The 25110-nt window shown below is 46.1% G+C and carries 19 protein-coding genes; 15 read left to right on the top strand and 4 right to left on the bottom strand.

The features are described from left to right. Positions 1 to 133 precede the first annotated feature (133 nt). Together AC1RKC_RS05880 and metG are read right to left on the bottom strand one after the other, a co-directional pair. Entirely contained in the window at positions 134 to 1357 is a 1224-nt protein-coding gene (locus AC1RKC_RS05880; protein WP_493091898.1) for an MFS transporter, read from the bottom strand. 219 nt (positions 1358 to 1576) lie between these two features. After that, entirely contained in the window at positions 1577 to 3604 is a 2028-nt protein-coding gene (metG, locus tag AC1RKC_RS05875) for a methionine--tRNA ligase (RefSeq protein WP_020826000.1), read from the bottom strand. Positions 3605 to 3764: 160 nt separating this feature from the next. On the opposite strand from metG, the gene apbC reads away from it, so the two are divergent. Beyond that, on the top strand, positions 3765 to 4877 hold the full coding sequence (apbC, locus tag AC1RKC_RS05870) for an iron-sulfur cluster carrier protein ApbC (protein ID WP_046374069.1): 1113 nt from the start codon (positions 3765 to 3767) through the stop codon (positions 4875 to 4877). 68 nt (positions 4878 to 4945) lie between these two features. Here the strand turns inward: apbC and AC1RKC_RS05865 are convergent, their stop codons facing one another. After that, complete coding sequence (locus AC1RKC_RS05865) at positions 4946 to 5560, bottom strand: phosphatase PAP2 family protein (protein ID WP_149573381.1); 615 nt, start codon at positions 5558 to 5560, stop codon at positions 4946 to 4948. Positions 5561 to 5803: 243 nt separating this feature from the next. On the opposite strand from AC1RKC_RS05865, the gene udk reads away from it, so the two are divergent. The 4 genes from udk to dcuC all read left to right on the top strand — a co-directional run bounded on the left by udk (position 5804) and on the right by dcuC (position 10585). Then, on the top strand, positions 5804 to 6445 hold the full coding sequence (udk, locus tag AC1RKC_RS05860; protein ID WP_020826003.1) for a uridine kinase: 642 nt from the start codon (positions 5804 to 5806) through the stop codon (positions 6443 to 6445). A gap of 126 nt (positions 6446 to 6571) precedes the next feature. Continuing rightward, the gene (dcd, locus tag AC1RKC_RS05855; RefSeq protein ID WP_012006010.1) at positions 6572 to 7153 is read left to right on the top strand and encodes a dCTP deaminase; all 582 of its coding nucleotides are present in this window, start codon (positions 6572 to 6574) and stop codon (positions 7151 to 7153) included. Positions 7154 to 7197: 44 nt separating this feature from the next. Then, complete coding sequence (gene asmA, locus AC1RKC_RS05850) at positions 7198 to 9033, top strand: outer membrane assembly protein AsmA (protein WP_262259287.1); 1836 nt, start codon at positions 7198 to 7200, stop codon at positions 9031 to 9033. A gap of 193 nt (positions 9034 to 9226) precedes the next feature. Further along, a complete protein-coding gene (gene dcuC / locus AC1RKC_RS05845; protein ID WP_493091904.1) occupies positions 9227 to 10585 on the top strand; it encodes an anaerobic C4-dicarboxylate transporter DcuC in 1359 nt (452 codons plus the stop codon). A 28-nt stretch (positions 10586 to 10613) separates the two neighbouring features. Here dcuC and AC1RKC_RS05840 read toward each other — a convergent pair whose 3' ends face one another. Next, entirely contained in the window at positions 10614 to 12200 is a 1587-nt protein-coding gene (locus tag AC1RKC_RS05840; protein ID WP_046374066.1) for a TerC family protein, read from the bottom strand. Between the two features lie 694 nt (positions 12201 to 12894). Here AC1RKC_RS05840 and galU point away from each other — a divergent pair. The 10 genes from galU to AC1RKC_RS05790 all read left to right on the top strand — a co-directional run bounded on the left by galU (position 12895) and on the right by AC1RKC_RS05790 (position 25107). Further along, complete coding sequence (galU, locus tag AC1RKC_RS05835; RefSeq protein ID WP_420283182.1) at positions 12895 to 13794, top strand: UTP--glucose-1-phosphate uridylyltransferase GalU; 900 nt, start codon at positions 12895 to 12897, stop codon at positions 13792 to 13794. Between the two features lie 45 nt (positions 13795 to 13839). Further along, positions 13840 to 14733 (top strand): UTP--glucose-1-phosphate uridylyltransferase, encoded by an 894-nt coding sequence (locus AC1RKC_RS05830; protein WP_048761698.1) that lies wholly within the window; start codon positions 13840 to 13842, stop codon positions 14731 to 14733. Between the two features lie 292 nt (positions 14734 to 15025). Next, positions 15026 to 16162: a polysaccharide export protein gene (locus AC1RKC_RS05825; RefSeq protein ID WP_256813916.1), complete on the top strand. Its 1137-nt coding sequence runs from the start codon at positions 15026 to 15028 to the stop codon at positions 16160 to 16162. Between the two features lie 13 nt (positions 16163 to 16175). Continuing rightward, positions 16176 to 16610: an arsenate reductase/protein-tyrosine-phosphatase family protein gene (locus AC1RKC_RS05820; protein ID WP_197820405.1), complete on the top strand. Its 435-nt coding sequence runs from the start codon at positions 16176 to 16178 to the stop codon at positions 16608 to 16610. Between the two features lie 16 nt (positions 16611 to 16626). Then, positions 16627 to 18798: a tyrosine-protein kinase Wzc gene (gene wzc, locus AC1RKC_RS05815; RefSeq protein ID WP_197820407.1), complete on the top strand. Its 2172-nt coding sequence runs from the start codon at positions 16627 to 16629 to the stop codon at positions 18796 to 18798. A gap of 251 nt (positions 18799 to 19049) precedes the next feature. Continuing rightward, positions 19050 to 20483, top strand: a complete 1434-nt coding sequence (gene wbaP, locus AC1RKC_RS05810; RefSeq protein WP_197820409.1) for an undecaprenyl-phosphate galactose phosphotransferase WbaP — start codon at positions 19050 to 19052, stop codon at positions 20481 to 20483. 63 nt (positions 20484 to 20546) lie between these two features. After that, entirely contained in the window at positions 20547 to 21584 is a 1038-nt protein-coding gene (locus AC1RKC_RS05805) for a glycosyltransferase family 4 protein (RefSeq protein ID WP_256813918.1), read from the top strand. Between the two features lie 89 nt (positions 21585 to 21673). Beyond that, positions 21674 to 22885, top strand: coding sequence for a hypothetical protein (locus AC1RKC_RS05800; RefSeq protein ID WP_197820413.1), 1212 nt, complete (start codon positions 21674 to 21676; stop codon positions 22883 to 22885). After that, positions 22882 to 23868, top strand: coding sequence for a glycosyltransferase family 4 protein (locus tag AC1RKC_RS05795; RefSeq protein ID WP_197820415.1), 987 nt, complete (start codon positions 22882 to 22884; stop codon positions 23866 to 23868). The genes AC1RKC_RS05800 and AC1RKC_RS05795 overlap by 4 nt, the downstream gene beginning before the upstream one ends. Before the next feature lie 57 nt (positions 23869 to 23925). Then, positions 23926 to 25107: a cellulase family glycosylhydrolase gene (locus AC1RKC_RS05790; RefSeq protein ID WP_197820417.1), complete on the top strand. Its 1182-nt coding sequence runs from the start codon at positions 23926 to 23928 to the stop codon at positions 25105 to 25107. Positions 25108 to 25110 lie beyond the last annotated feature (3 nt).

The raw sequence follows: 25110 nt of genomic DNA, 5'->3' as shown, positions 1-25110 counted from the left end.
TTAATCCCGTTTAACCGATGAATTCATCATACAATTAAACTGTGATCTTCGCCACAAATCACACCATGAATTCTCTCTATGGCTACCATGCCGATGGGGCTGGTTGACAACCACGATGAAAAGGGACGCAGGTTTATTCTGCACTGGCGAAGTTGGCATTCTGTTGTTGCCTCTGCGCCAGGCGATGCCCGAGAAAAAAGAATAGCAGGCTGAGCAGCGCAGCAGCAATCAACATCAGAAACATCATTTGCGGCGCGGCGTAGCTGAGAATAAAACCGCACAGTACCGGATTGATGGCGCCGCCCAGAGCGCTTAGGTTTTGTACGCCGTAATAGCTGCCTTTCAGGTGCTGTGGCGCGATGAAGTCGATAAACATATATTCCACCGGGATCACTATGATTTCGCCCAGGGTGAATATCGCCATGGCAAGGATCCAGAGCCAGAGCGATTGCCCGGCCAGCCAAAAACCGATCAGCCCGAGAATGAAAAATAGCGTGCCCAGCGCCAGCCAGCGCAGCATATTTTCCTGACGCATGCCGCGGCTGAGCAGATACTGCAGGGCGATGACGATACAGGCGTTGACGATCATCACCGCCCCAATGACCTGATAAGCGAACTCTGCATTAGAAACGGTGATCAGGTATTGCGATAAATAGCCGGAGAACTGGCCAAAAACCACCGCACCCAGCGTACTGCCAAGGGTAAAGTAAATCAGCCGGCGATCGTTACGCAGGATGGTCAGCGTTTGGCGAAAATTAGGGCGGGCGGCGGGCGTTGCATCCAGCGCGACCGGGGCCGTAGCGGGCTGCTTGCCCAGGATGAAGTTCAGCGTCGCCACCGTGAATAAAGCCAATCCACCGGAAAGGTAAAACGGCAACAGCGGATCCAGACCTGCCACCAGTACCCCCAACGATGATCCAACCGCCCAGCCGACGTTGACCAGCGTATAGTTTATTGAAAAGGCTTTGATGCGCTGCGCGACCGGCAGCCAGTCGGCAAAGCACGCTTTAATGGTGATGCCCAATACGGAATAGGCGGTATGTAAAATAGCCAAAACCACAACGATCCCCCCTGGCCGCGGGATCCACGGGATAGCGAAAAAACTCAGGGCGAACAAAAGAATGGAAATCAGGATCAGCGTGTTTTTGTTGAATTTGTCTACCAGGTAGCCGCCATACAGGCTGGCGAAAATGCCGAGCGCCAGGCTGATACCCAGAATGATGCCGACGCTTTTGGGCAGCAGATGAAAATGCCCGGTCAGATAGATAGTAATGAACGGCAGCGTTACGCCGCGGCCAATGGTCAGTACCAGCGAACTGACCAGCAAGGCGTTAATCAGCGGTGGGAATCCCTTCATATCAGACCTGTTTATGCATACAGTGATAAAACCAGTATGGATAACATAGCTCATTTTGGCCGTCTGGGAAGAGGCGATGTAAAAAAAGAGGTTACTTCGGTAAGCTCCTGGAGAGGGATTACTTGCCGGTTTTAGCCTGAAGCCTGGCGTATCACTACTGGACTAAGCGCATAAAAAGGGCCGAGCAAGCTCGACCCTTTAGAGGTTGGAAAACAGGTATTATTTCACCTGCATTCCTGGCTGTGCGCCGCTGTCCGGGCTCAGCAGGAAGATCTCTTTCCCTCCTGGGCCGGCAGCCATCACCATGCCTTCAGAAATCCCGAAGCGCATTTTACGCGGTGCCAGGTTGGCGACCATGATGGTCAGACGGCCTTCAAGCGCTTTCGGATCCGGGTAAGCGGAGCGAATGCCAGAGAAGATCTGACGTGATTCGCCGCCCAGATCCAGCTGCAGCTTCAGCAACTTGTCTGAACCTTCAACAAAGTCGGCGCTCTTGATCAGCGCAATGCGCATATCAACCTTGGCGAAATCGTCAAAGGTGATGGTTTCCTGAATAGGATCGTCCGCCAACGGCCCGCTGACCACTTTCGTTGCCGCCATGTCTTCTTTCGAGGCGCTAACCATTTCATTGACCTTATCCAGGTCGATACGGTTGAACAGCGCCTTGAATGCGTTGACCTGATGCCCCAACAGCGGTTGCTGGATGCTGTCCCAGGTAAGCTCGCAGTTGAGGAAGGCTTCGGTACGTTCGGTCAGTGACGGCAGCACCGGTTTCAGATAGGTCATCAGCACGCGGAACAGGTTGATGCCCATGGAACAGATGGCCTGCAGATCGGCATCGCGGCCTTCTTGCTTCGCCACCACCCAAGGAGCCTGTTCGTCCACATAGCGGTTAGCCAAATCGGCCAGCGCCATGATTTCGCGGATTGCACGGCCCGACTCACGGCTGGCGTAGGCGTCGGCGATGCTTTGCGCTGCGTCAACGAAGGTCTGGTACAGCGCCGGATCGGCCAGCTTGTCGGCCAGTTGGCCACCGAAACGCTTGCTGATAAAGCCGGCGTTGCGCGAAGCCAGGTTGACCACTTTATTGACGATGTCGGCGTTCACCCGCTGCACGAAATCTTCCAAATTCAGGTCGATATCGTCAATGCGTGAAGACAGCTTGGCGGCGTAGTAATAACGCAGGCAGTCGGCATCCAGGTGTTGCAGGTAGGTGCCGGCCTTGATGAAAGTGCCGCGAGATTTGGACATCTTGGCGCCGTTCACTGTCACATAGCCGTGCACGAACAGATTGGTCGGTTTGCGGAAGTTACTGCCTTCCAGCATCGCCGGCCAGAACAGGCTGTGGAAATAAACGATGTCTTTACCGATAAAGTGATACAGCTCGGTCGTGGAGTCCTTACGCCAGAACTCGTCGAAATCCAGATCGCCGCGCTTGTCGCACAGGTTTTTGAATGAACCCATGTAACCGATAGGCGCATCTAGCCAGACGTAGAAGTATTTGCCCGGCGCGTCCGGGATTTCAAAGCCGAAATACGGCGCATCGCGGGAGATATCCCACTGTTGCAGGCCGGATTCGAACCACTCCTGCATCTTGTTTGCCACCTGTTCTTGCAGCGCGCCGGAACGGGTCCAGGCCTGCAGCATTTCGCTGAACGACGGCAGATCAAAGAAGAAGTGCTCTGAATCGCGCAATACCGGCGTTGCCCCGGAAACCACGGATTTCGGCTCGATCAACTCGGTCGGGCTGTAGGTCGCGCCGCAGACTTCGCAGTTGTCGCCGTATTGGTCCGGTGATTTACATTTCGGGCAGGTGCCTTTGACGAAACGGTCGGGCAGGAACATGCCTTTCTCCGGATCGTACAATTGGGAAATGGTGCGGTTCTTGATAAAGCCGTTTTCTTTCAGGCGGCCGTAAATCAGGCTCGACAGTTCACGGTTTTCATCGCTATGGGTGGAATGATAGTTATCATAGCTGATGCCAAAACCGGCGAAATCCTGTTGGTGCTCCTGGCTCATCTCCGCAATCATTTCTTCCGGCTTGATACCCAACTGCTGAGCTTTCAGCATGATTGGCGTGCCGTGCGCATCGTCCGCACAGATGAAATGAACCTCGTTGCCGCGCATTCGTTGGTAACGAACCCAGATATCTGCCTGGATATGCTCGAGCATGTGGCCGAGATGGATGGAACCATTTGCGTACGGTAGCGCGCACGTCACCAATAATTTTTTCGCGACTTGAGCCATAGTGAGAACTTGGTTTCTGTAATGAATAAAAAGGGTCTTCGATGTTACCCGATCGCGCCCGCTACGGCTAGGGCGGTTTCTTTGTGCGGACATGCGCCGACCGGCTCTCACTTCTGATATGCTTAGCGGGAAGCTATCCATTCAAAATCAAGGAGCCGGGATGAACGCAAAATCCCCCGAGCAGACCAACCCCGAAGTTCTGCGTGCCCTGGTGACCGGTGTACTGGCCGCCTTTGAACACCCGACGTTAAAAAACAATCTGACTGCGCTGAAGGCAATTCACCACTGCGCGCTGCTGGATAATGTGCTGCATATTGAATTGACCATGCCCTTTGCCTGGCAAAGTGGTTTTGAGGCGCTCAAAGACAGTGTCAGCGCAGAACTGCTGCGCGTGACCGGCGCCGAGGCGATTGACTGGAAACTGAAGCATGATATCACCACGCTGAAACGCGCCAACGATCAGGCCGGCATCAAGGGCGTGCGTAATATTATCGCCATCAGTTCCGGCAAGGGCGGGGTGGGCAAATCCACCACAGCGGTTAACCTGGCGTTAGCGCTGGCGGCAGAAGGCGCCAAGGTCGGTATTTTGGACGCCGACATCTATGGCCCGTCAATTCCGAACATGCTGGGGACCGAAAACGAGCGACCAACCTCACCGGACGGTCAGCACATGGCGCCGATCGTGGCCCACGGGCTGGCGACCAACTCGATCGGTTATCTGGTGACCGATGACAACGCCATGGTTTGGCGTGGCCCAATGGCCAGCAAGGCGCTGATGCAACTGCTGCAGGATACGCTGTGGCCGGATCTGGACTATTTGGTGCTGGATATGCCGCCGGGCACTGGCGACATCCAGTTGACGCTGTCGCAAAATATTCCGGTCACTGGCGCTCTGGTTGTTACAACACCGCAGGATATTGCGCTGCTCGATGCCGCCAAGGGCATTGTGATGTTTGAAAAAGTGCATGTGCCGGTCTTGGGTATCGTGGAAAACATGAGCGTGCATATTTGCAGCAACTGCGGACATCACGAGCCGATCTTCGGTACCGGCGGTGCGGAGAAGCTGGTGAAGAAATACCACAGCCGCCTGTTGGGGCAACTGCCGCTGCACATTTCTCTGCGCGAGGATTTGGATCGTGGTGCGCCAACGGTGATAAGCCGACCGGACAGTGAGTTTGCCGAACTGTATCGCCAACTTGCCGGCCGGGTGGCCGCGCAAATGTACTGGCAGGGCGAAGCTATCCCAACAGAAATTTCTTTCCGCGCGTTGTAGTTGTAATCGTCGCAGGCAGAAAGATAAAACCCCGGATATTTCCGGGGTTTTGCTTATGGGGGAATAGCTTATTTGTGCAAATCAGCCCTGGTGTACGGGCGTTCGATCTGTGCCAATACGGTGGCAATATGCTCCAACAGCCCCTGAGTCGGTGCCGGTTGCCGTACGCCCATGAGCACCATTGGCAGCGCCAGTGCGACGATAATCTGCGGAACGGAAAGCTGGGGGCGTGGTTTACCACGCTGCAACCACAGGAACAGGGTGCTGGCCAGATAACCCAGAATCAGCCCGCTCACCACTTCCGAAGGTGAGTGCACATGGATAGCAAGCCGAGAGAGCCCGATGGTAAGCGGCAAGACCAGACCCACCACCAGCGCCATGCTGCGCACGGCATGAGAAAATCGGCCGGTCAACGTCCAGAGCAGTACTGGCCAGATGCTGGCCGCCAACGCAGAGTGGCCGCTAAAACCGGTAAAATCATAGCTTTTAATGCCAATGCCCCAGCCCATAAAGGCCAGTTTGGATGCACACACCACGCCACCGGCGCAGCCGAAGACCAGCGCCCACTGCCAGCCGGCAGTCCGGGTGGCGCGAGGGGCGACCAATACGGCAAAAAGAATCAGCGAGCAGGGCAACAGCAACATGCTGTCGCCAAAAAATGTCAGAAAATGCCAGTCCAGCACGTCAGTCTCCGGTAAAAGATATCATCCCATTAGCAGGATGATGAGCAAGCGTCGGAGTTTACCCTGTGGCGTTCAATTGCCCTAGACGCAATAATCTTAAAACGCTGCCATGCCTATTCTGGCGAAATAACCGCAGATAGCGCCCAACGGCGCCAATATAGTCTGGCGCAATGCCCGCTAACTCCCTATAATTGACGCGTTTTAGTCCCCCCCTTCACACTACGAAATCAGGTCTTTAATTTTATGACTGACAAGCCGCATCAGTGCGTCATTATTGGTATCGCCGGCGCATCTGCCTCCGGAAAAAGCCTTATCGCCAGTACATTGTATCGTGAGCTTCGCGATCAGGTTGGCGATGAACATATCGGCGTTATTCCTGAAGACAGTTACTACAAAGACCAGACACACCTGACCATGGAAGAACGGGTCAAGACCAACTATGACCACCCGAGTGCCATGGACCACAATCTGCTGTTCCAGCATCTGCAAATGCTGAAATCAGGCAGGGCGATAGAATTACCTTTGTATAGCTACACCGAACACACACGCAAAAAAGAGACTGTTCACCTGGAACCGAAAAAGGTGATTATTTTGGAGGGGATCCTGCTATTAACGGACATCCGTTTGCGTCAGGAAATGAACTTCTCGATCTTTGTCGATACGCCACTGGATATTTGCTTAATGCGCCGTATGAAGCGCGACGTGAATGAGCGTGGTCGTTCAATGGATTCGGTGATGGCGCAATACCAGAAAACCGTTCGTCCGATGTTCCTGCAGTTTATCGAACCTTCCAAACAATATGCTGACATTATCGTTCCTCGCGGGGGTAAAAACCGCATTGCGATCGATATTCTGAAAGCCAAAATCAGCCAATTCTTTGAATAATGCCGTTCAATGGCCGGGAAACCTGTGTTTCCGGCCAGCGGGCAACTATTTACGCTGCGGCGTAGACCTTTCGCTCGTTGTGTGGCAATTTTTGTTTTAGTGACACGCTTTGATGGAGATAAACAAATGAGACTGTGCGACCGTGATATAGAAGCCTGGCTGGATTGCGAAAAACTGGTGATTTCACCGCGTCCGCCGATTGAGCGTATTAACGGGGCCACAGTGGATGTCCGTTTAGGCAACCAGTTCCGCGTGTTTCGCGGCCACACCGCCGCGTTTATCGATCTCAGTGGGCCGAAGGATGAAGTCAGTGCCGCATTGGATCGCGTGATGAGTGATGAAATCGTTCTGCCAGAAGGCGAAGCCTTCTTCCTGCATCCTGGCGAACTGGCACTGGCGGTGACGCTGGAGTCGGTAACGCTGCCAAACGATCTGGTTGGGTGGCTGGACGGTCGTTCCTCTCTGGCGCGCCTGGGGTTAATGGTGCACGTTACCGCACACCGTATCGACCCAGGCTGGCAGGGCCGAATTGTTCTGGAGTTCTATAATTCAGGTAAGCTGCCGCTGGCATTACGCCCGGGCATGCTGATTGGCGCGCTGAGTTTTGAACCGCTTTCAGGGCCGGCGGCACGTCCTTACAACAGCCGGCAGGATGCAAAATACCGCGATCAACAGGGTGCGGTAGCCAGTCGAATCGACAAGGACTAACAGCGCTGGAAGCACTGTCGGTGTGGCGTTGACAAGAGGATGGCATGAGAAGATTACTGACGACTTTGGTGATTTTGCTGGTGGTGCTGGTGGCGGGGATGTCTGCGCTGGTGCTGTTGGTTAATCCGAATGATTTTCGTGCCTACATGGTCACGAAGGTTGAACAAAAGAGCGGTTATCATCTGACGTTGGATGGCGATCTGCGTTGGCATATCTGGCCACAGCTCAGCATTCTTGCAGGGCGTATGACGCTGACCGCGCCGGGGGCCACCGCCCCAGTGGTGAGCGCAGAAAACATGCGTCTTGATGTCAAACTGCTGCCGTTGCTGTCGCATCAACTGTTTGTAAAACAGGTGATGCTGAAAAATGCCGTCATCCGCCTTACGCCAGAAAGTGAAGAACAAGATCAACCTGATGCGCCTATTGCTCCCGCCGGCCGTGCTGAAGCGTCGGTAGATACGCCCTGGAAATTTGATATCGATAACCTTCGCGTGGTGGACAGCCTGCTAATTTGGCAGCGCCCCAATAACGAACAGATTAACGTTCGTGATATTAACCTCAGCCTGCAGCAAAATGCCAAACGCCAGGCGCAAATGGAACTGTCCAGCCGGGTGAACCGCAATCAACGCGATCTGAGTTTCAGCATCGCAGCGGATATCGATTTACAGCAATACCCTCGGCGTATTGCGGCCAATGTGAGCCAGTTCAGTTACCAACTGGAAGGTGCAGACATTCTGGCCGGTGGCATCAAGGGTGATGGCACCACTCAGGTGGTATATCAACAAACACCACAGCAAGTCGCGCTGAGCCAACTGAATGTTAGCGCTAATGACAGCCGGTTTACCGGTGCAGCCGATATTAAACTCGGTGAAATCCCGACTTATGTGCTGAACCTGGCATCCACTGCGGTGAATATGGATGCGTTTACCGGTTGGCAATCCACCGATTCGCAAGTCCAGCAAGCGCAGGGCGTGACTTCGGCGCCGGTCATTGCCAGCCAAATTGACGATCCGCAACAAAATCTAGAGGTGTTGCGAGACTTTAACGCGCAACTCAAACTGAACGTGGATCAACTGACCTATCGCGGTATGAGCATTGCCCATTTGGTGCTAGAGGCGGAAAACCGCCAGGGCTTGTTAACATCGCATTCATTCTCAGGTCAGTTGGCCGGTGGTGATTTCGCGTTGCCGGGGACGCTCGACGCCCGGGGCAGCCACCCGGTAATCACTGTACAGCCGGTACTGAAACAGGTTGAACTTGGCACCGTTTTGAAAGCGTTTGAGATGCCACAGGTGTTGACCGGCAAATTCAGCATGCAGGGGGATTTAACCGGCGATCGCTTTACCTCACAGTCATTTGAACGACGCTGGCAGGGCACGGCTCAGATGACGATGCAGGACGCGCAGTTGCACGGCCTGAATATTCAGCAACTGATTCAGCAAGCGGTGGCGCGTAACGACAACAGCGTGCGCGGGCAAGACGATTACCAGCGTTACACCGAAGTAAAGCAATTGTCGGCGAAAGCCAGCCTAAATCGCGGCATGATAAAAATCACCGAGCTGGGCGCAGATTCCCCGTTGTTGAACCTCAGTGGTGGCGGCAGCGTAAATATGCCGGGCAAACAGTGCGATATGACGCTTAATGTGCGGGTAACCGGTGGTTGGCAAGGGCGCAGCGATCTGATCGAACAACTGCAGAAAACGCCGATTCCGTTGCGGGTTTATGGCCCGTGGAATCAGCTCAACTACCAATTGCAGGTCGATCAGGTACTGCGTAAAACGCTGCAGAACCGGGCGAAGGACGCGCTGAACAAATGGGCTGAAAAGAACCAGGATTCACGCGAAGGGCAGGATCTGAAAAAGCTGCTCGATAAGCTTTAATCTTAACGATGCGGGTCGGTTCTCGGCCCGCATTTTTGATAAACCCCGTAAAGTGTTTCTCCCCCCAATAATTTCCTCCCGTAACATTGACGAACATCATGATGCATTTGGCTGAGTTTGTGCAGAGTGTGCGCAGTTAAGCGATTTATACGCTTTGGCATGGTCAATAACGATAAAGATAAGTTGAGGGAATATGATAGAGCTTCTGATTGGGGCGGTCGTCGCGGCGGGCGTTGGCCGCTACATCATCAAGGGCTACTCCGCTACCGGGGTGTTGATGGTGGGGGGCTTATTGCTGTTGGCAATCAGCGCCCTGATGGGCAAAAGCCTGTTGCCTGCCAGTGCTGCCACTACCGGGTGGCGTGCGACTGACATCATCGAATACGTCAAAATCTTGCTGATGAGTCGCGGTGGCGATCTTGGCATGATGATTATGATGCTGTGTGGCTTTGCCGCTTATATGACGCACATTGGCGCGAATGATGTGGTGGTGAAGCTGGCTTCTCGTCAGCTGCAGATGATCAACTCTCCCTATCTTTTGATGGTCGCGGCTTATTTTGTCGCTTGTCTGATGTCACTGGCGGTCTCTTCAGCCACGGGCCTGGGCGTGTTGCTGATGGCCACGTTATTCCCGTTGATGGTCAACGTCGGCATCAGCCGAGGGGCGGCGGCAGCTATCTGTGCTTCGCCTGCGGCGATTATCCTGGCGCCAACCTCGGGTGACGTGGTGTTGGCAGCCAAGGCGGCGGAAATGCCACTGGTCGATTTTGCATTTAAAACCACTTTACCGATTTCCATTGCGGCCATTGTCTGCATGGCCATCGCGCATTTCTTCTGGCAACGCTATCTGGACAAAAAGAACAACGAACAGCATCACATTATGGATGTGAGTGAAATCACCACCCACGCACCCGGTTTCTACGCCGTACTGCCTTTCACACCGATACTCGGTGTATTGGTATTTGACGGCAAGTGGGGGCCGGAACTGCATATCATCACCGTGTTGGTCGGGTGCATGTTGCTGGCGGCGGTAATTGAATTTCTGCGCAGTTTTAGCGCCAAACAGGTATTCACCGGGTTGGAAGTGGCCTATCGCGGTATGGCGGATGCGTTCGCCAGCGTCGTTATGCTGTTGGTGGCAGCCGGCGTTTTCGCTCAAGGGTTGAGTACCGTCGGGTTTATCAGTGGGCTGATTAGCCTGGCGCAGTCGTTCGGTACCGGTGGCATTATCATGATGTTGGTGTTGGTGGTGATTACCATGCTGGCAGCCATGACGACCGGTTCGGGTAATGCGCCATTTTATGCTTTCGTTGAACTTATCCCTAAATTGGCGGCACAGATGGGGGTTAATCCGGCGTATCTGGTGATCCCGATGCTACAGGCGTCAAATCTGGGACGCACCCTGTCACCGGTTTCCGGCGTGGTGGTTGCGGTGGCCGGCATGGCTAAGATCTCGCCTTTCGAGGTGGTAAAACGCACTTCGGTGCCGGTGATCGTCGGGTTAATCGTGGTTATAGTGGCGACGGAGTTGCTGGTTCCCCAGCATTTATAAAAGAAGCCGGGCTAGGCCCGGCCTGAGTTTAAACTTCGTAGTCCGGTTCTGGTACTGACAACGGCGTGATTTTCACTTTCAAAATACGGTGGCTGCTGACTTCCAGCGGTTCAAACAGGTAGTCACCGATCCGCAATTGCTCACCTTCCTGAGGGATACGTTGGCTGTGCTCCATCAACAAGCCAGCCAGCGTGTGGTACTCACGCTTATCCTCCAGTGGTAATGGCAGATAAAGTACCAAATCCTCCAGTGGCATATAGCCATTGGCAGTCCAACTGCCATCCTCATTTTGCTGGATGTCATGCCGGGCATCGACTTCTTCACCTGCTTCCGGCAGGTTACCGGCGATGGTTTCCATCACGTCGGTCAGCGTGACAATCCCTTCGACCGAGCCGAACTCATCAACCACAAAGGCAAAATGCGTCTGTGCCTGGCGGAATTGCTCCAGCGCACTCAGCAGGGTTAACTGTTCGGGGAAGATCAGCGGTTGCAGCACCAGAGAGCGTAAATCAAGTGGGGCTTGGTTCAACTGCTGTTTCAACACGTCAATAGTATGGATGACGCCGAGCGGCTCATCACTGGCGCTGTTTTCCACCACCACGATGCGCGTATGCTGGTTTTTTTCCAGCAACTGGGTCAGTTTTTCTTGTGGATCGTTCAACTCAAGGTATTCCACATCATGGCGGGAGGTCATGATGCTGCTAACCGTACGCTGCGCCATGCCCAGCACGCGTTCTATCATGTGACGTTCCTGTTGATTGAAAATCTCGCCGCTTTCACTGTCGCTGTCGGCCAGTAGATTAGCGGAGTGGCTGTCCACTTCCGCTTCCTCATGCTTGCCGCTCAGCATGCGCAGCACGGCTTCAGCCGTTCGTTCGCGCAGGGGCCGCACCTTGGAAAGAAAACGGCGGCGATTAAACTGTGACAGCTGGTTCAACGCTTCAATCATTACGGAGAAGCCTATTGCAGCGTACAAATAGCCTTTAGGAATGTGGTAGCCAAAACCTTCGGCGACCAGGCTAAAGCCGATCATCAGCAGGAAGCTCAGGCACAGGATGACGATTGTCGGATGGGCATTGACGAAGCGTGTTAATGGCTTGCTGGCCAACAGCATCAAGCCGATAGCGATACAAACCGCAATCATCATGACGGCGAGATGGTCGACCATGCCGACGGCGGTTATCACCGAGTCGAGCGAGAAGACGGCATCCAACACCACAATTTGCGCCACCACAGGCCAGAAGCGGGCGCCTTTGCGCGAACCATGTTGCTCTTCATCTTTACCCTCCAGCCGCTCGTTAAGCTCCATGGTAGCTTTGAACAACAGGAAGATACCCCCGACCAGCATAATAAGGTCGCGTCCGCTAAACGGATGACCGGCGGCAAAAAACAGCGGTTGGGTGAGCGTGGCCAGCCACGAGATGGAAGCCAGCAGGGCCAAGCGCATCAGCAGTGCCAGTAACAAACCAACGACGCGGGCTTTATCTCTTTGATGTTTAGGTAATTTTTCCGCCAGAATGGCGATAAAGATAAGGTTGTCTATACCCAGAACGATTTCCAGCACGACCAGAGTGGCCAGGCCGGCCCAAATTGTTGGATCTGCGATCCATTCCATACGCCCAATTTCACCTGTAAGTTCGACGGCTTATGCCGCCTGTGAATGATGGGTGCTGGGCGGGGAAAATTCAACTTTAAAACCGCTGTCTGGCATGACAAGCAAGCAAAATGAAGGAAATGGCCAAAATAGTGCATAAAAAATCACCCCCTTAAGTGGAGAACAACACAATACGATGTGGAAATACGAGGATTTTGGAGTGAAGAATCTGCTGCCGGAGCAGAAGTATGGGAAGTTGTAGATAAAATCAACGGAAATATAAGGTTTTAAAAACATATCGTTAGGGACATTATGGACTGTTAGACTTTGTACAATCTTTCCGTCTTGGTAGTCTTATTCTGAAAAGGGTACTTAACGGGTATCTTAGGCTTGTATCGATAAGGCAATAGTATAAGAATCTTAGCCATATAAACATTTACAAGTATCATCGTTTGGTTATAAGGGTGTATTTATTTTGTCTTTTCTGTGATCTGTCTATCGCTTAACAAAAGAGCAGGATCCTTAACTTACATTAAAATGCGATTAGTCGCCGGACGCCCATACAACGCCGACATAAGAGAACGATGACAGTGCATTGGTAGCTGAAAGCCAGGGGCGGTAGCGTGGCTAAACCACGTTGAGCCAGATTTCATAAGCGTCTCGGGATAGGCTGAGTTCAGCTGCGTTATAGTTATTTGATTGTGGATAAAAAAACATGCAAAAGAGACTGAAGGCTGTGATCCCCGTAGCTGGCCTGGGAACCCGTATGTTGCCGGCGACAAAAGCTATTCCTAAAGAAATGTTGCCGGTGGTCGATAAACCACTGATTCAGTACATTGTTAACGAGTGTGTGGCTGCCGGGATCAAAGACATTGTGCTGGTCACCCACTCCTCAAAAAATGCGATTGAAAACCACTTCGATACCTCTTTTGAGCTCGAGGCCGTTTTGGAATCCCGCGTAAAGCGTCAGTTACTGGAAGAAGTGCAGACCATCTGCCCAGCCGACGTGACGGTTATGCAAGTGCGCCAGGGTCAGGCAAAAGGTTTAGGTCACGCGGTGTTATGTGCCAAACCTATGGTGGGTGATGAGCCATTTGTCGTTTTGCTGCCTGACGTATTGTTGGATGATTCCACAGCAGACCTGCGTAAAGAAAACCTGGCCAAGATGATCGAACGTTTTACGGAGACTGGTTTTAGCCAGATCATGGTGGAACCGGTACCGGAGCAAGACGTCTCGAAATACGGGGTTGTCGATTGCGGTGGTGCAACGTTATCTGCAGGTGAGAGTACCCCGATGACGGCGGTCGTTGAAAAGCCAGCGCTTGAAGATGCGCCTTCTAACTTGGCGGTAGTGGGGCGTTATGTTCTGTCGGCCGATATCTGGCCGCTACTGGAAAAAACCTTACCGGGCGCCGGTGATGAAATTCAGCTGACCGATGCCATTGCGGCATTGATGGAGCAGGAAACCGTAGAGGCTTTCCACATGAGCGGCAAATCACACGACTGTGGTGATAAGTTGGGTTATATGAAGGCATTCGTGCAGTATGGTCTGCGTCACACCTCGGAAGGCGAAGGCTTTACCCAGTGGTTAAAGCAGACGTTGAACGGCAAGTAAGAGTTGCGGCTGAAAAGACGATCATAATATTGAAAGAGGATTACCATGACCAAGTTGAAAGCTGTCATTCCTGTTGCAGGGTTGGGTATGCGTATGCTGCCTGCAACCAAGGCTATTCCCAAGGAAATGTTGCCGATCGTCGATAAGCCATTGATTCAATATATTGTCAATGAGTGTGTTGCGGCAGGAATCAAAGAAATTATTTTGGTGACGCACTCTTCTAAAAATGCGATTGAAAACCATTTCGATACCTCATTCGAACTGGAAGCGATGCTTGAAGCGCGTGTAAAACGTCAGTTGCTGGACGAGGTACAGTCGATTACACCAAAAGGTGTAACACTGATGCATATTCGTCAAGGTCAACCAAAAGGGTTAGGGCATGCGGTACTTTGTGCCAAACCCTTGGTAGGTGATTCGCCTTTTGTCGTTTTACTTCCCGATGTCTTACTTGATGACGCAAAAGCCAATCTGAAAAAAGACAACCTTCCGCATATGATTGCCCGCTTTGAACAGACAGGCCTGAGTCAGGTGCTGGTTCAGGCAGCTGATGAGCATGTGCTGCATGATTACTCCGTTGTTGAATGTGAGACTAACAGCTTACAGCCGGGTGAGAGCTCGCGGATGACTTCTATTATCGAGAAGCCAGGTCGCGAGCTGCAACTGAAGTCCAATTATTCCGCAGTAGGGCGCTATGTTTTGTCCGCGGATATTTGGCCACTGTTGGAGAAAACAGAGCCAGGCGCTTGGGGAAGAATTCAGCTTACAGATGCCATTGCTGAACTGTTGAAACACCAACCGGTCGAGGCGATGGAGCTGGTAGGTGAGTCTTTCAACTGTGGCGAGAAGATGGGTTATCTGCGGGCATTTGTCACCTATGGCTTACGTCACCCTACACAGGGTAAGGCGTTTCGAGAGTGGGCTGACCAACTCTCATTGTAACGCTAATCACGAAAATTCTATGGCTACCTCAGAGCAATTCTGACGTGGCCTTTTGCTTTGTTTGGCTGAAATGAGTTTAGATAGCCATACTCTTTTTTTTAATTATTATGCAATAATACCCTTGACGTAACTTTTATAGTAGCAGGTATGAATTCAATGCTTGCACAATGAGTGCGAATTTTCTATACCCGCTTGAGTAGTTGACAAATCATTTTGCTGAGTGCCGCATTTAGCGTGGTGACACGGGACTTAGCACCGCAAACATTCTTACTTTGATAGTGATGATAACTCGATGGCAAAAAAACAATGGAAACTGATACCTCTTTTGGTATCAATTAGTGTGATTAGCGGTTGTACGATGGTGCCGGGATCTCACCTTTCAACCAGTGGCAAAGATGTTGTCAAACAACAGGATAGCGATTTTGACATTGATAAGTTGGTGAATATTTATCCAATGACACCAAGCCTTGTTGAAAAAATGCGCCCTAAACCTGTGGTTGCCCAACCGAATTCCTCGCTTGAGCGTGAATTGCAGAATTATGAATATCGCATTGGCGTAGGTGATGTGCTGATGGTGACAGTGTGGGATCATCCGGAGTTAACTACACCAGCTGGTCAGTACCGCAGTGCCAGTGATACCGGTAACTGGGTTAACTCAGATGGCACAATTTTCTACCCGTACATTGGTAAAGTGAAGGTTGCGGGTAAAACAATGGCACAGGTTCGAAATGAAATATCCAGCCGCTTAGCGCAATATATAGAAAGTCCACAGGTCGATGTTAGCATTGCAGCGTTTCGTTCTCAGAAGGTTTATGTGACAGGTGAAGTTACAACTTCGGGTAAACAAGCAATCACAAACGTACCTTTAACTGTCATGGATGCCATCAATGCTGCGGGCGGGCTTGCAGAGAATGCTGACTGGCGCAATGTAGTATTGACTCATAACGGCAGAGAGCAACGTATCTCTTTACAGGCTTTGATGCAACGTGGTGATCTGATGCAAAATCATCTGCTCTATCCAGGAGATATTCTATATGTTCCACGTAATGATGATTTGAAAGTTTTCGTGATGGGTGAAGTTAAGAAGCAGACCACGTTGAAGATGGATCGTAGTGGTATGACTTTGACAGAAGCTTTAGGCAATGCTGAAGGAATGGATCAAAGTTTCTCGGATGCAACAGGTGTATTTGTCATTCGTCCGCTACATGGTACAGAAGATAAAAAACTGGCTAATATTTACCAGTTAAATGCATCTGATGCCGCTGCTATGGTTATGGGGACTGAATTCCACCTCCAGCCATACGATATTGTTTATGTAACGACAGCACCAGTTGTGCGTTGGAACCGGGTTATAAGTCAGCTTGTGCCTACAATCACAGGGTTTAATAACTTAACCGAAGGTTCATTACGTGTCCGTAATTGGCCGTAGGATGGTATGCAGCATGTTTGATTCTATTTTAGTAGTATGTGTCGGCAATATATGCCGTTCCCCTACTGGGGAACGTTTATTGAGAAAAGGCTTACCTGATAGAAAGATCAGTTCAGCGGGGCTGGGAGCTTTGGTTGGCAAACCTGCAGATACTAGGGCAACAGAAGTTGCAAATGAACATGGCCTTTCGCTTGAAGGCCATCAAGGTAAGCAACTTACAGCTTCAATGTGCCGTGAATATGACTTAATTTTGGTTATGGAAAAGGAGCATATAGATGCGGTCTGCCGGCTAGCTCCTGAAGTCAGAGGAAAAACAATGCTTTTTGGGCATTGGCAGAACAAGCGAGAAATTGCCGATCCTTTTCGTCAAAGTCGTGAAGCCTTTGAGTTTGTATATCGCCTCCTTGAAGAATCATCCTTGCAATGGGTGAAAGCCTTAAGCCGATAATCAGTCAGGACTACCAATGTCAGAGAAAAATAAAGTAATTAATTCGGGAAATGATAAATCAGATGACGTCGACTTAGGACGTCTGCTCGGTGAATTGGTTGATAACCGCTGGTTGATCATTGGTGTTACAGCATTATTCTTAACTTTAGGTATACTATACTGCCTATTTGCCACTCCGATTTATCGAGCGGATGCTATGGTGCAGGTTGAGCAAAATGCGGGTAATTCTTTGCTAAATAATATTAGTCAAATTTTGCCTAATAACCAACCGGAGTCGGCCCCTGAGATTGAATTATTAAGATCAAGAATGATCTTGAGTAAAACAGTCGAAGACTTAAACTTACGTATAGTTATCGCGCAAGAATACTTTCCAGTATTTGGAAAGGGTTATTCTCGGCTTGTAAAAGATAAACCAGGGGAAATTTCGATTACGAAATTAGAAATCCCAAATGATTGGATTGATGACCCCTCAATTGTTGTAACGTCGAATGGGGATGGTACTTTTAGCATAAAAAAAGATGGTGCTGAAATAGCATCAGGAAAAAGTGGGGAACTAATTAAAAAAGGCCAGCTTGTAATTTTAGTAAACGAAATTCAAGCTAAAAAGGGAACAAGCTTTAAAGTTTCAAAAATAAGTGAGTTAGCAGCAATAAATGATCTCCTCGATAAATTTGATGTTGGAGATAAAGGCAAGAATACTGGGGTTTTAGGCCTGAGTATGACTGGTGAGAACCCTGTACTTATCAAAGAAATATTAAACTCAATCGCGAAAAATTATCTAGAGCAAAATGTTGAGAGAAAATCAGAAGAAGATGCGAAGAGTTTAGGATTTTTAAATGATCAGCTTCCTAAGATAAGAGAATCTCTTGATGTTGCTGAGGAAAAGCTTAATAAATTTAGGCAAAAAAATGATTCTGTAGACTTATCGCTAGAAGCCAAATCTGTATTGGATTCGATTGTTTCAGTAGATACACAGCTCAATGAGTTGACATTTAAAGAAGCTGAGATTTCTAAGCTTTATACAAAAGTGCATCCTTCATATAGAGCATTACTTGAGAAACGTAAGACTTTAGAAGATGAACGAGACAAGTTGAATAAACGTGTAAGCGCAATGCCGAATACACAGCAAGAAATATTACGCTTAAGTCGTGATGTACAGTCTGGCCAAGAAGTATATATGCAATTACTGAACAAAGAGCAGGAATTGAATATATCGAAGGCTAGTACCGTAGGTAATGTTCGTATAATTGATCAGGCAATAACACAAGTAAAACCAGTAAAACCACGTAAAGCAATAGCGCTTTTACTTAGCATTATTCTAGGCGCAGCTGCATCTATAGGATATGTGTTATTGCGGGCATTCCTACACAGGGGAATAGAAAGTCCTGAACAATTAGAAGAATTGGGAATAAATGTTTATTCTAGTGTGCCACTTTCGGAATGGCAGCAGAAGAAAGACTTTGAATTCCGCTCAAAAAACAAAAAGAAAAATGCAGATTCAAATTTGCTTCTTGCCTTTGGTAATCCTGCTGACCTTGCAATAGAAGCAATACGTAGCCTAAGAACTAGTTTACACTTTGCAATGATGGAAGCTAAAAATAATGTTTTAATGATTTCGGGAGCTAGCCCAGGGATCGGTAAAACATTTATTTCAGCCAACTTAGCTGCTGTCATTTCTCAAACGGGGAAAAAAGTACTGTTTATTGATAGCGACATGCGAAAAGGGTATGCACACGAGCTAATTGGTCTGGATGGCAAAAATGGTCTATCTGATGTATTATCAGGAAAAATAAATGTAGCAGCAACAATCAAAAAAACTGCGTTTGAGAATTTTGATTTTATGCCTCGAGGTCAGATACCGCCGAATCCATCTGAGTTACTGATGCATAGCCGTTTTTCTGAGGTTATAAAGTGGGCGTCAGAAAACTATGATTTTGTCTTAGTTGATACTCCTCCAATATTAGCAGTAACAGATGCGGCGATAATTGGAAAGCATGCGGGCACAGCATTAATGGTTGCTCGTTTTGAACTGAATAGCCCAAAAGAAGTTGAAGTCAGTATAAGACGCTTTGAGCAAAATGGCATTGATATTAAAGGTGTGATACTAAATGCTGTGATGAAAAAGGCCTCTAACTATTATAGCTATGGCTATGATTACTATGATTACAGTTATAAATCTAAAGACTAGATTATGATTAGTGAAGGCTACGGAGCTAAGGAACGCTCTGTAGCCATTACATCATATGTTGGAACTCTCAATGCTTTATGTGAGAAATAATTCTACTTCAATAAATTTTAGAATAAAATTAAAATTAGCATATCTAATTTTACTAAAGTTTAGGTTGTGCCATTTCCGAATTTATTATTATGTTAAAAGCATTTTCTTTTCGTTGGGCTTATTAGACCGGATTAACAGTAATTCAAATCAAAGGTAATTATATGAGTGCTCTAGCTTACTCAAAAAGAACTAACTTTATAAAGCTTACTTTGGCTCTCTCGGATTTTGTTTTCTTTACGGTATCTTTGTTTTTTGCAATGTATTTAGTTGGTCTATTTGGCGGCGATGTCAATGAGTTTATTCCCAGTTCTGAGGTGTCAGCTCGTATAATAACTCATATTACATTAGCAATAGTATGTGTTGGTTGGTTTTGGATCAGACTCCGACACTATACATATAGGAAACCTTTTTGGTTTGAATTAAAAGAAATATTTCGTACTATCTTAATATTTGCCGTGTGTGACCTGGCCATTGTAGCATTCTCTAAGTGGCAGTTTTCACGATATGTATGGGTTCTTACGTGGATGCTAACTTTACTATTAGTCCCACTTGCACGAGCTATAACCAAGCGTTTGTTGAACAAATTTGGTTTATGGCAAAAGCATACGATAATTATTGGAACAGGAAAGAATGCTTGTGATGCCTATGCAGCATTGCAGAGTGAAGAAGTTTTAGGATTTGCAATCTGCGCTTTCTTCTCAAGTAGTAAAACGAGTGAAAAAGAGTTACTAGGGAAACCAATCATTAGTGATGAGAAAGAACTTTGGGCACAATGTGATCCTGAAACAACTCAATTTATAGTTGCTCTTGAATTTGAACAGCATGCTCTACGTGACCAATGGTTGAAAAAGCTTGCAAAGCACCACTGTCGTTCAATATCAGTTATACCTACATTGAGAGGGGTTCCACTGTATGGTACAGATATGTCGTTCATCTTTAGTCATGAAGTGATGATACTACGTGTAAGTAATAATTTAGCAAAAAGAACTTCACGTTTTGTTAAGCGCTGTTTTGATATTATTGGTGCGTCAGCTATCATCGTTATGTTGTCCCCTGTATTAGTTATATTGGTTTATTTAGTCTCGAAGGATGGAGGAAATGCTATTTATGGTCATGAACGTATTGGTCGCGATGGTAAAAAATTTAAATGTCTAAAATTCAGATCGATGGTTGTTAACTCTCAAGAAGTGCTCAAGACGCTACTAGAAAGTGACAATGATGCTCAAGCAGAATGGAATAAAGATTTTAAATTAAAGAATGACCCACGAATAACAAAAATTGGAAAGTTTATTCGTAAAACTAGTTTGGATGAACTCCCTCAGTTATTCAATGTGTTGAGGGGGGAAATGAGTTTGGTTGGGCCACGTCCAATAATTGAAAAAGAATTGGAGAGGTATGCGGGGGACGTTGATTATTACCTCATGGCAAAGCCGGGAATGACGGGGTTGTGGCAGGTTAGTGGGAGAAATGATGTTGACTATGATACTCGGGTTTATTTTGATGCGTGGTATGTGAAAAATTGGTCTTTATGGAATGATATCGCAATTTTATTTAAGACAATTAATGTCGTCTTGAAACGTGATGGAGCATATTGATTTTATCAAATACGCATATTAGCAAAGATGAAGGGACTTATCTTGCATTCTTGAGGTATTATATTGAAACGTAAAAAAATAGCTGTTGTTTTCTCTGCTTCTATTGTTGGTGGCCATGAGTTAATGGCGATAGAGCATATAAGGAAATTCATTAAAAAGGGATTCCTTATCTCATGTTATATACCAAGAAACAATGATAAGCTTAGAGATATATTTACAAAAAATAATATAGAGTTCTCTTTGCATGAAGTAAATCATAGAAGAATGGAGTCAATTCAGAGCTTTGTTAATCCTAAATTTATTTTTGATTCTCTAAGGCTATTAATGGAATTAAAAAAAACATCAGATGAAATAGTGATTGTTCAGGGCGACATTGAATTGGGTTCTGGATTTATCAATGCAGCAAGGTTGATTAGGTTTCCTATAGTCAGTTACATCCCTTATGCGCATGATTTTGATGTTATGGGTAGCAAGTTTTCAAAAGTGAAAAATTTACTTTCAGCTATCTTGTATAGGAATTGTCAGCGCTACATAACAATTTCTCATTGTTTTAAAAAGGAAATTATTTATAAAAATAAAAACGCTGTTGTAAAAGTCATCAGGAATTTTGTACCAGAGCCGCCAGTTAAACAAGTACGAGGTAAGGGGTATTTCTTCGAAAGGAATGTCGATGGAGTTAAATTATTAATGGCTGGCCGTGTCTATTTTAGACAAAAAGGACAAGATTTGCTAGTTGAAGCATTGAAAAATATGAAGCAAAAAATCGAACTCGTTATTATAGGTGATGGTCCTGATTTAGAAAAGTTAAAAAATATCACACAAACATTACCTGATAACATTACCGTTAGATTTCTGGGATGGAAAAACAACGTATGGGATTATTCGAACGATATAGATTTGATATTGATACCTTCAAATTTTGAGGGAGTACCTCTAATTATGTTAGAGGCTTTAAAAAGGAATGTTCCGGTAATCGCCCCTGCGAGGGATGGCATGGCAGATTATTTGGAAAAAAAATCTCTATATGAAGTTATAGGTGTTAGCCATGAAGGCAAGGTAGTCAATCTACGCAAAAAAATTGAGGAGTATTGCAACAACTAAGCTACAGCTTTTGCTGTGCTAGAATGAAAAATTATTGTGTAGGATAAGTTAATGAATAATAAAAAACTAAGAGTATGGGTGGTCATCAGATGAAAAAAATAATCAAAATACTGGTTACCGTTTTGCTCGCATTTGCTACTTTAGATGGATTAAGAGATACTTTTTTACCGGATAATCCGATATCTTATGTCAAAGAGATTGGAGCTGTCTTATTGTTCTTTTTATTATTTATAATTTCATATAAAAGAAAAATAAACATAAATAGTCGATTTATTCTTGTATGTAATTTCTTTGTGCTTTTTTTAGTGTTAGTGAGTTTTGTCACAACAAAGTATGCCATTTCGGGAGCAACACGTGGGACTCTCTCTTTTGGCGGTTGGAGTGTATGGATAAAGCTTCTATCTTTCTATTGCTTGATGAATGCACTTTATCTACTCAGATGCAACTACCCATCAATTTTCTACAAAATACCTAAAACATATATAAAATTTGCACTGTTTTATTGTGGTCTAACTTTTTTCTTCATTTTTTCAGGGTTAAGTTCTCAATTGACTCAGCGAAATTGGGGGGGGCGACTATCAATAGGATACCCGACTATGGATAGCCTTATTCTTATTGTGGCAATTATTTTTTCAATCTATTTTATAAAATCAAAAATAATAAAATCTCTGTGTGTATCGATCTTTCTAATTGTTCTATTGATGCAGAATACAGCTTCAGGATACGTTATGTTGTTTGTTCTTTTCTTATGTAGCACTGTTTTTCTTAAAGGAATTTATAAAGTACTCCCCGTTTTATTTACTGGTGTTTTCTGTGTTCTTGGTTTTTATGTATATAACTATTGGTATATGGATATGGGAGCCTTTGGCTTCCTCTTTGTTGATAAGGTAAATGGTTTTTTATTGGGTTCAGACACAAGTTCTATCGAGCTAAGACAGCAACAGATTAGTTACCTTATGAATGATATGAACTCATATACTTTATATTCTATATTTGGTAAGGGTGGGGAAGAAGCCTATTTAGTCGAGAGCACGTATTATGCGCTATATGGATTTGTTGGTGCAGCAGGTGTGGCAATTTTTGCTTCGTTATTTATATTTCTTCTATTCAAGTTCCCTCGTTCATTTAGGGACTCCTCATTTTATTGCCATTGCTTAATCATTATGGTTGTATTCTTAATTTCTTGCGCTGGTCTTATTGGCTTCTATTTGTTCCCAATGATTTTTGTATTAGCATATCTGATATCTGTTTATAGTACATCTGAAGTAACTCATGAAAATGATATAAAGGAATTAGCATGAAGGATATTTATTACGACTGGCGTTGGTGTGGTAGCCATGGTATAGGACGTTTTGCCATGGAGATAAAGAAATCAAAATTAAATTTAATAGATATTCCGCTTCATGGTAATCCCGCTGATAAGTATGACGTATTTAAATTGACCGCGGCACTATCAAAAATAAGAGGGTTATATTTTTCTCCAGGATATAACGCACCACTTTTCTATTTAAAAAGAACTGTTATAACAGTACATGACTTAAATCATATTGACTTAACCTACAATAGTTCATTCTTGAAAAGATACTATTATAACTTTGTTTTGAAACGTGCGTGCAAGCGTTGTGCTAAAATATTAACTGTATCTGATTTTTCAAAACAAAGAATAATCGAATGGGCCAAAATCCCTGCTGAAAAAATAAATGTTGTAGGGAATGGTGTCTCAGAAGAATTCAATATTGACATTGAACCATTTTGCCCTGGCTATCCTTATGTATTTATTGTGGGAAATCGGAAACCACATAAAAATGAAGAGCGAGCACTGCAAGCTTTCTTAAATGCCAATATATCAAGAGGCATTAAAATTGTTTTTAATGGTAGCGTATCATCAAGCTTAAAGGATATTATCGAACATCAAGGTGCCAACGAAAGAGTATTATTTATGGGGCATTTAAGTAGTACCGATCTAGCTAGTGTTTATAAAGGAGCTGAGTTACTTTTATTCCCATCTCTTTATGAGGGGTTTGGGCTTCCTGTTATAGAAGCTATGGCTTGTGGTACCCCAGTTATTACATCTAACTCAACATCTTTAAAAGAAATATCTGGAGATGCCGCATGCTTAGTTAATCCTGAAGATATTGGGGAAATTACATCAGCAATTGAAATGGTTATAAATGATGTCGCATATAAGCAGCAGTTGATTAACGCAGGGTTACAAAGATCAAGTATATATACATGGAAAAAAACGATTGAGAAAGTTGAGAATGCAATTGAGCCACTTCTATAATTAATAGCATGCCTCTGTAAATTATTTAATAATCGTAAATAGTATATCGGAGAGGTTATGAGAATAGCGATTAATGTTTTCTATGTGATACTTTTATTTGGATGCTTTACATTCAAAAGTTATTCATTTGAGCTTGGTGTTGGTACCCACTTAGCTTTCTATCCTAATAGTTATGATTATTACATTAAACTAGCGAAAAGCTATGGGTTTTCATCTTTACGCGATGAGGTTTCTTGGCAGCAAATAGAGAAAATGCCCAAAGTTTATGCGATACCCAAAATAATAACAAAGACTGATAGTGCTTTTACCAGTGCTAGTACCACCAGTGAGTTATCAATGATTCTCATCCTTAGCTATGGTAATGGTTTATATACTAAGAACGGATATCCATCAAATGACAAGGAGATTCAGGGTTTTGCTAATTATGCATCCTGGGTAGTTAAACGCTACAACGGTCGAGTAAAATATTATGAAATATGGAATGAATGGTTAGCTGGAACAGGGGTAGGTAATAAAAAAATAGGAAGACCTGGAGATGATGTTTTTATCTCTTTAGTAAAGTCAACTTCTTCTGCAGTAAAAAATCTTGATAAGAATGCGGTGGTTATGACCGGTTCTATTAACCCACTAAAATCTCGAGAAAGGCAATGGATATATAATTTGATTAACGCTGGTTTATTGAAATATGTAGATGCTATATCTATTCATCCTTATTCGTTTCAATTTCAGGGGAGTCCATTACAGAAGCCTGAAGGAAATTTAATTGAAATAGATAAGTTTGAAGAAGAACTAAAAAAGATTGCAGGGAAGGATGTTCCATTATATATAACAGAGGTAGGATATCCGACTACTTATGCCGGTGGCGGGTTTGATCCAGAAAAGGCTGGGGTTGACACGCTAAAATACTCATTACTTTCAAAATCTAGAAGTTATATTAAAGGAGTGTGGTGGTACGACTTCATAGATGATGGGAAAAGTTATTTCAATAGGGAACATCACTTTGGTCTATTAGGTATTGATGAAAAACCTAAACCATCAGCATTGTATTTGAAAGAGTTTGGCAATTTAATAAAATATGCAACAGTAAAAGTAATTAACGAGTCAGTTGATGGTCTTGTGAAGGTAAATATTTCTCGCGGAGATGATTCTATCGATATTGAGTGGGATAACTCAAAACCGGACTCGGATAAACAGTTTATCGTTAAATTGCGACAAGCTAAGAAAGTATTGGGTTACTAATTA

The sequence above is a fragment of the Serratia sp. GW822-FHT06E05 genome (genome assembly GCF_058799445.1).
This window is presented reverse-complemented; position numbering and strand designations above follow the sequence as displayed.

What these genes read in the sequence shown, in the direction of transcription:
- AC1RKC_RS05820 (WP_197820405.1), top strand. Translation starts at nt 16,176, where the DNA reads ATGTTTGATTCTATTTTAGTAGTATGTGTCGGCAATATATGCCGTTCC.
- apbC (WP_046374069.1), top strand. Translation starts at nt 3,765, where the DNA reads ATGAACGCAAAATCCCCCGAGCAGACCAACCCCGAAGTTCTGCGTGCC.
- wbaP (WP_197820409.1), top strand. Translation starts at nt 19,050, where the DNA reads ATGAGTGCTCTAGCTTACTCAAAAAGAACTAACTTTATAAAGCTTACT.
- AC1RKC_RS05840 (WP_046374066.1), bottom strand. Translation starts at nt 12,200, where the DNA reads ATGGAATGGATCGCAGATCCAACAATTTGGGCCGGCCTGGCCACTCTG.
- udk (WP_020826003.1), top strand. Translation starts at nt 5,804, where the DNA reads ATGACTGACAAGCCGCATCAGTGCGTCATTATTGGTATCGCCGGCGCA.
- galU (WP_420283182.1), top strand. Translation starts at nt 12,895, where the DNA reads ATGCAAAAGAGACTGAAGGCTGTGATCCCCGTAGCTGGCCTGGGAACC.
- wzc (WP_197820407.1), top strand. Translation starts at nt 16,627, where the DNA reads ATGTCAGAGAAAAATAAAGTAATTAATTCGGGAAATGATAAATCAGAT.
- AC1RKC_RS05880 (WP_493091898.1), bottom strand. Translation starts at nt 1,357, where the DNA reads ATGAAGGGATTCCCACCGCTGATTAACGCCTTGCTGGTCAGTTCGCTG.
- dcuC (WP_493091904.1), top strand. Translation starts at nt 9,227, where the DNA reads ATGATAGAGCTTCTGATTGGGGCGGTCGTCGCGGCGGGCGTTGGCCGC.
- AC1RKC_RS05800 (WP_197820413.1), top strand. Translation starts at nt 21,674, where the DNA reads ATGAAAAAAATAATCAAAATACTGGTTACCGTTTTGCTCGCATTTGCT.
- AC1RKC_RS05790 (WP_197820417.1), top strand. Translation starts at nt 23,926, where the DNA reads ATGAGAATAGCGATTAATGTTTTCTATGTGATACTTTTATTTGGATGC.
- AC1RKC_RS05795 (WP_197820415.1), top strand. Translation starts at nt 22,882, where the DNA reads ATGAAGGATATTTATTACGACTGGCGTTGGTGTGGTAGCCATGGTATA.
- AC1RKC_RS05830 (WP_048761698.1), top strand. Translation starts at nt 13,840, where the DNA reads ATGACCAAGTTGAAAGCTGTCATTCCTGTTGCAGGGTTGGGTATGCGT.
- metG (WP_020826000.1), bottom strand. Translation starts at nt 3,604, where the DNA reads ATGGCTCAAGTCGCGAAAAAATTATTGGTGACGTGCGCGCTACCGTAC.
- dcd (WP_012006010.1), top strand. Translation starts at nt 6,572, where the DNA reads ATGAGACTGTGCGACCGTGATATAGAAGCCTGGCTGGATTGCGAAAAA.
- AC1RKC_RS05825 (WP_256813916.1), top strand. Translation starts at nt 15,026, where the DNA reads ATGGCAAAAAAACAATGGAAACTGATACCTCTTTTGGTATCAATTAGT.
- asmA (WP_262259287.1), top strand. Translation starts at nt 7,198, where the DNA reads ATGAGAAGATTACTGACGACTTTGGTGATTTTGCTGGTGGTGCTGGTG.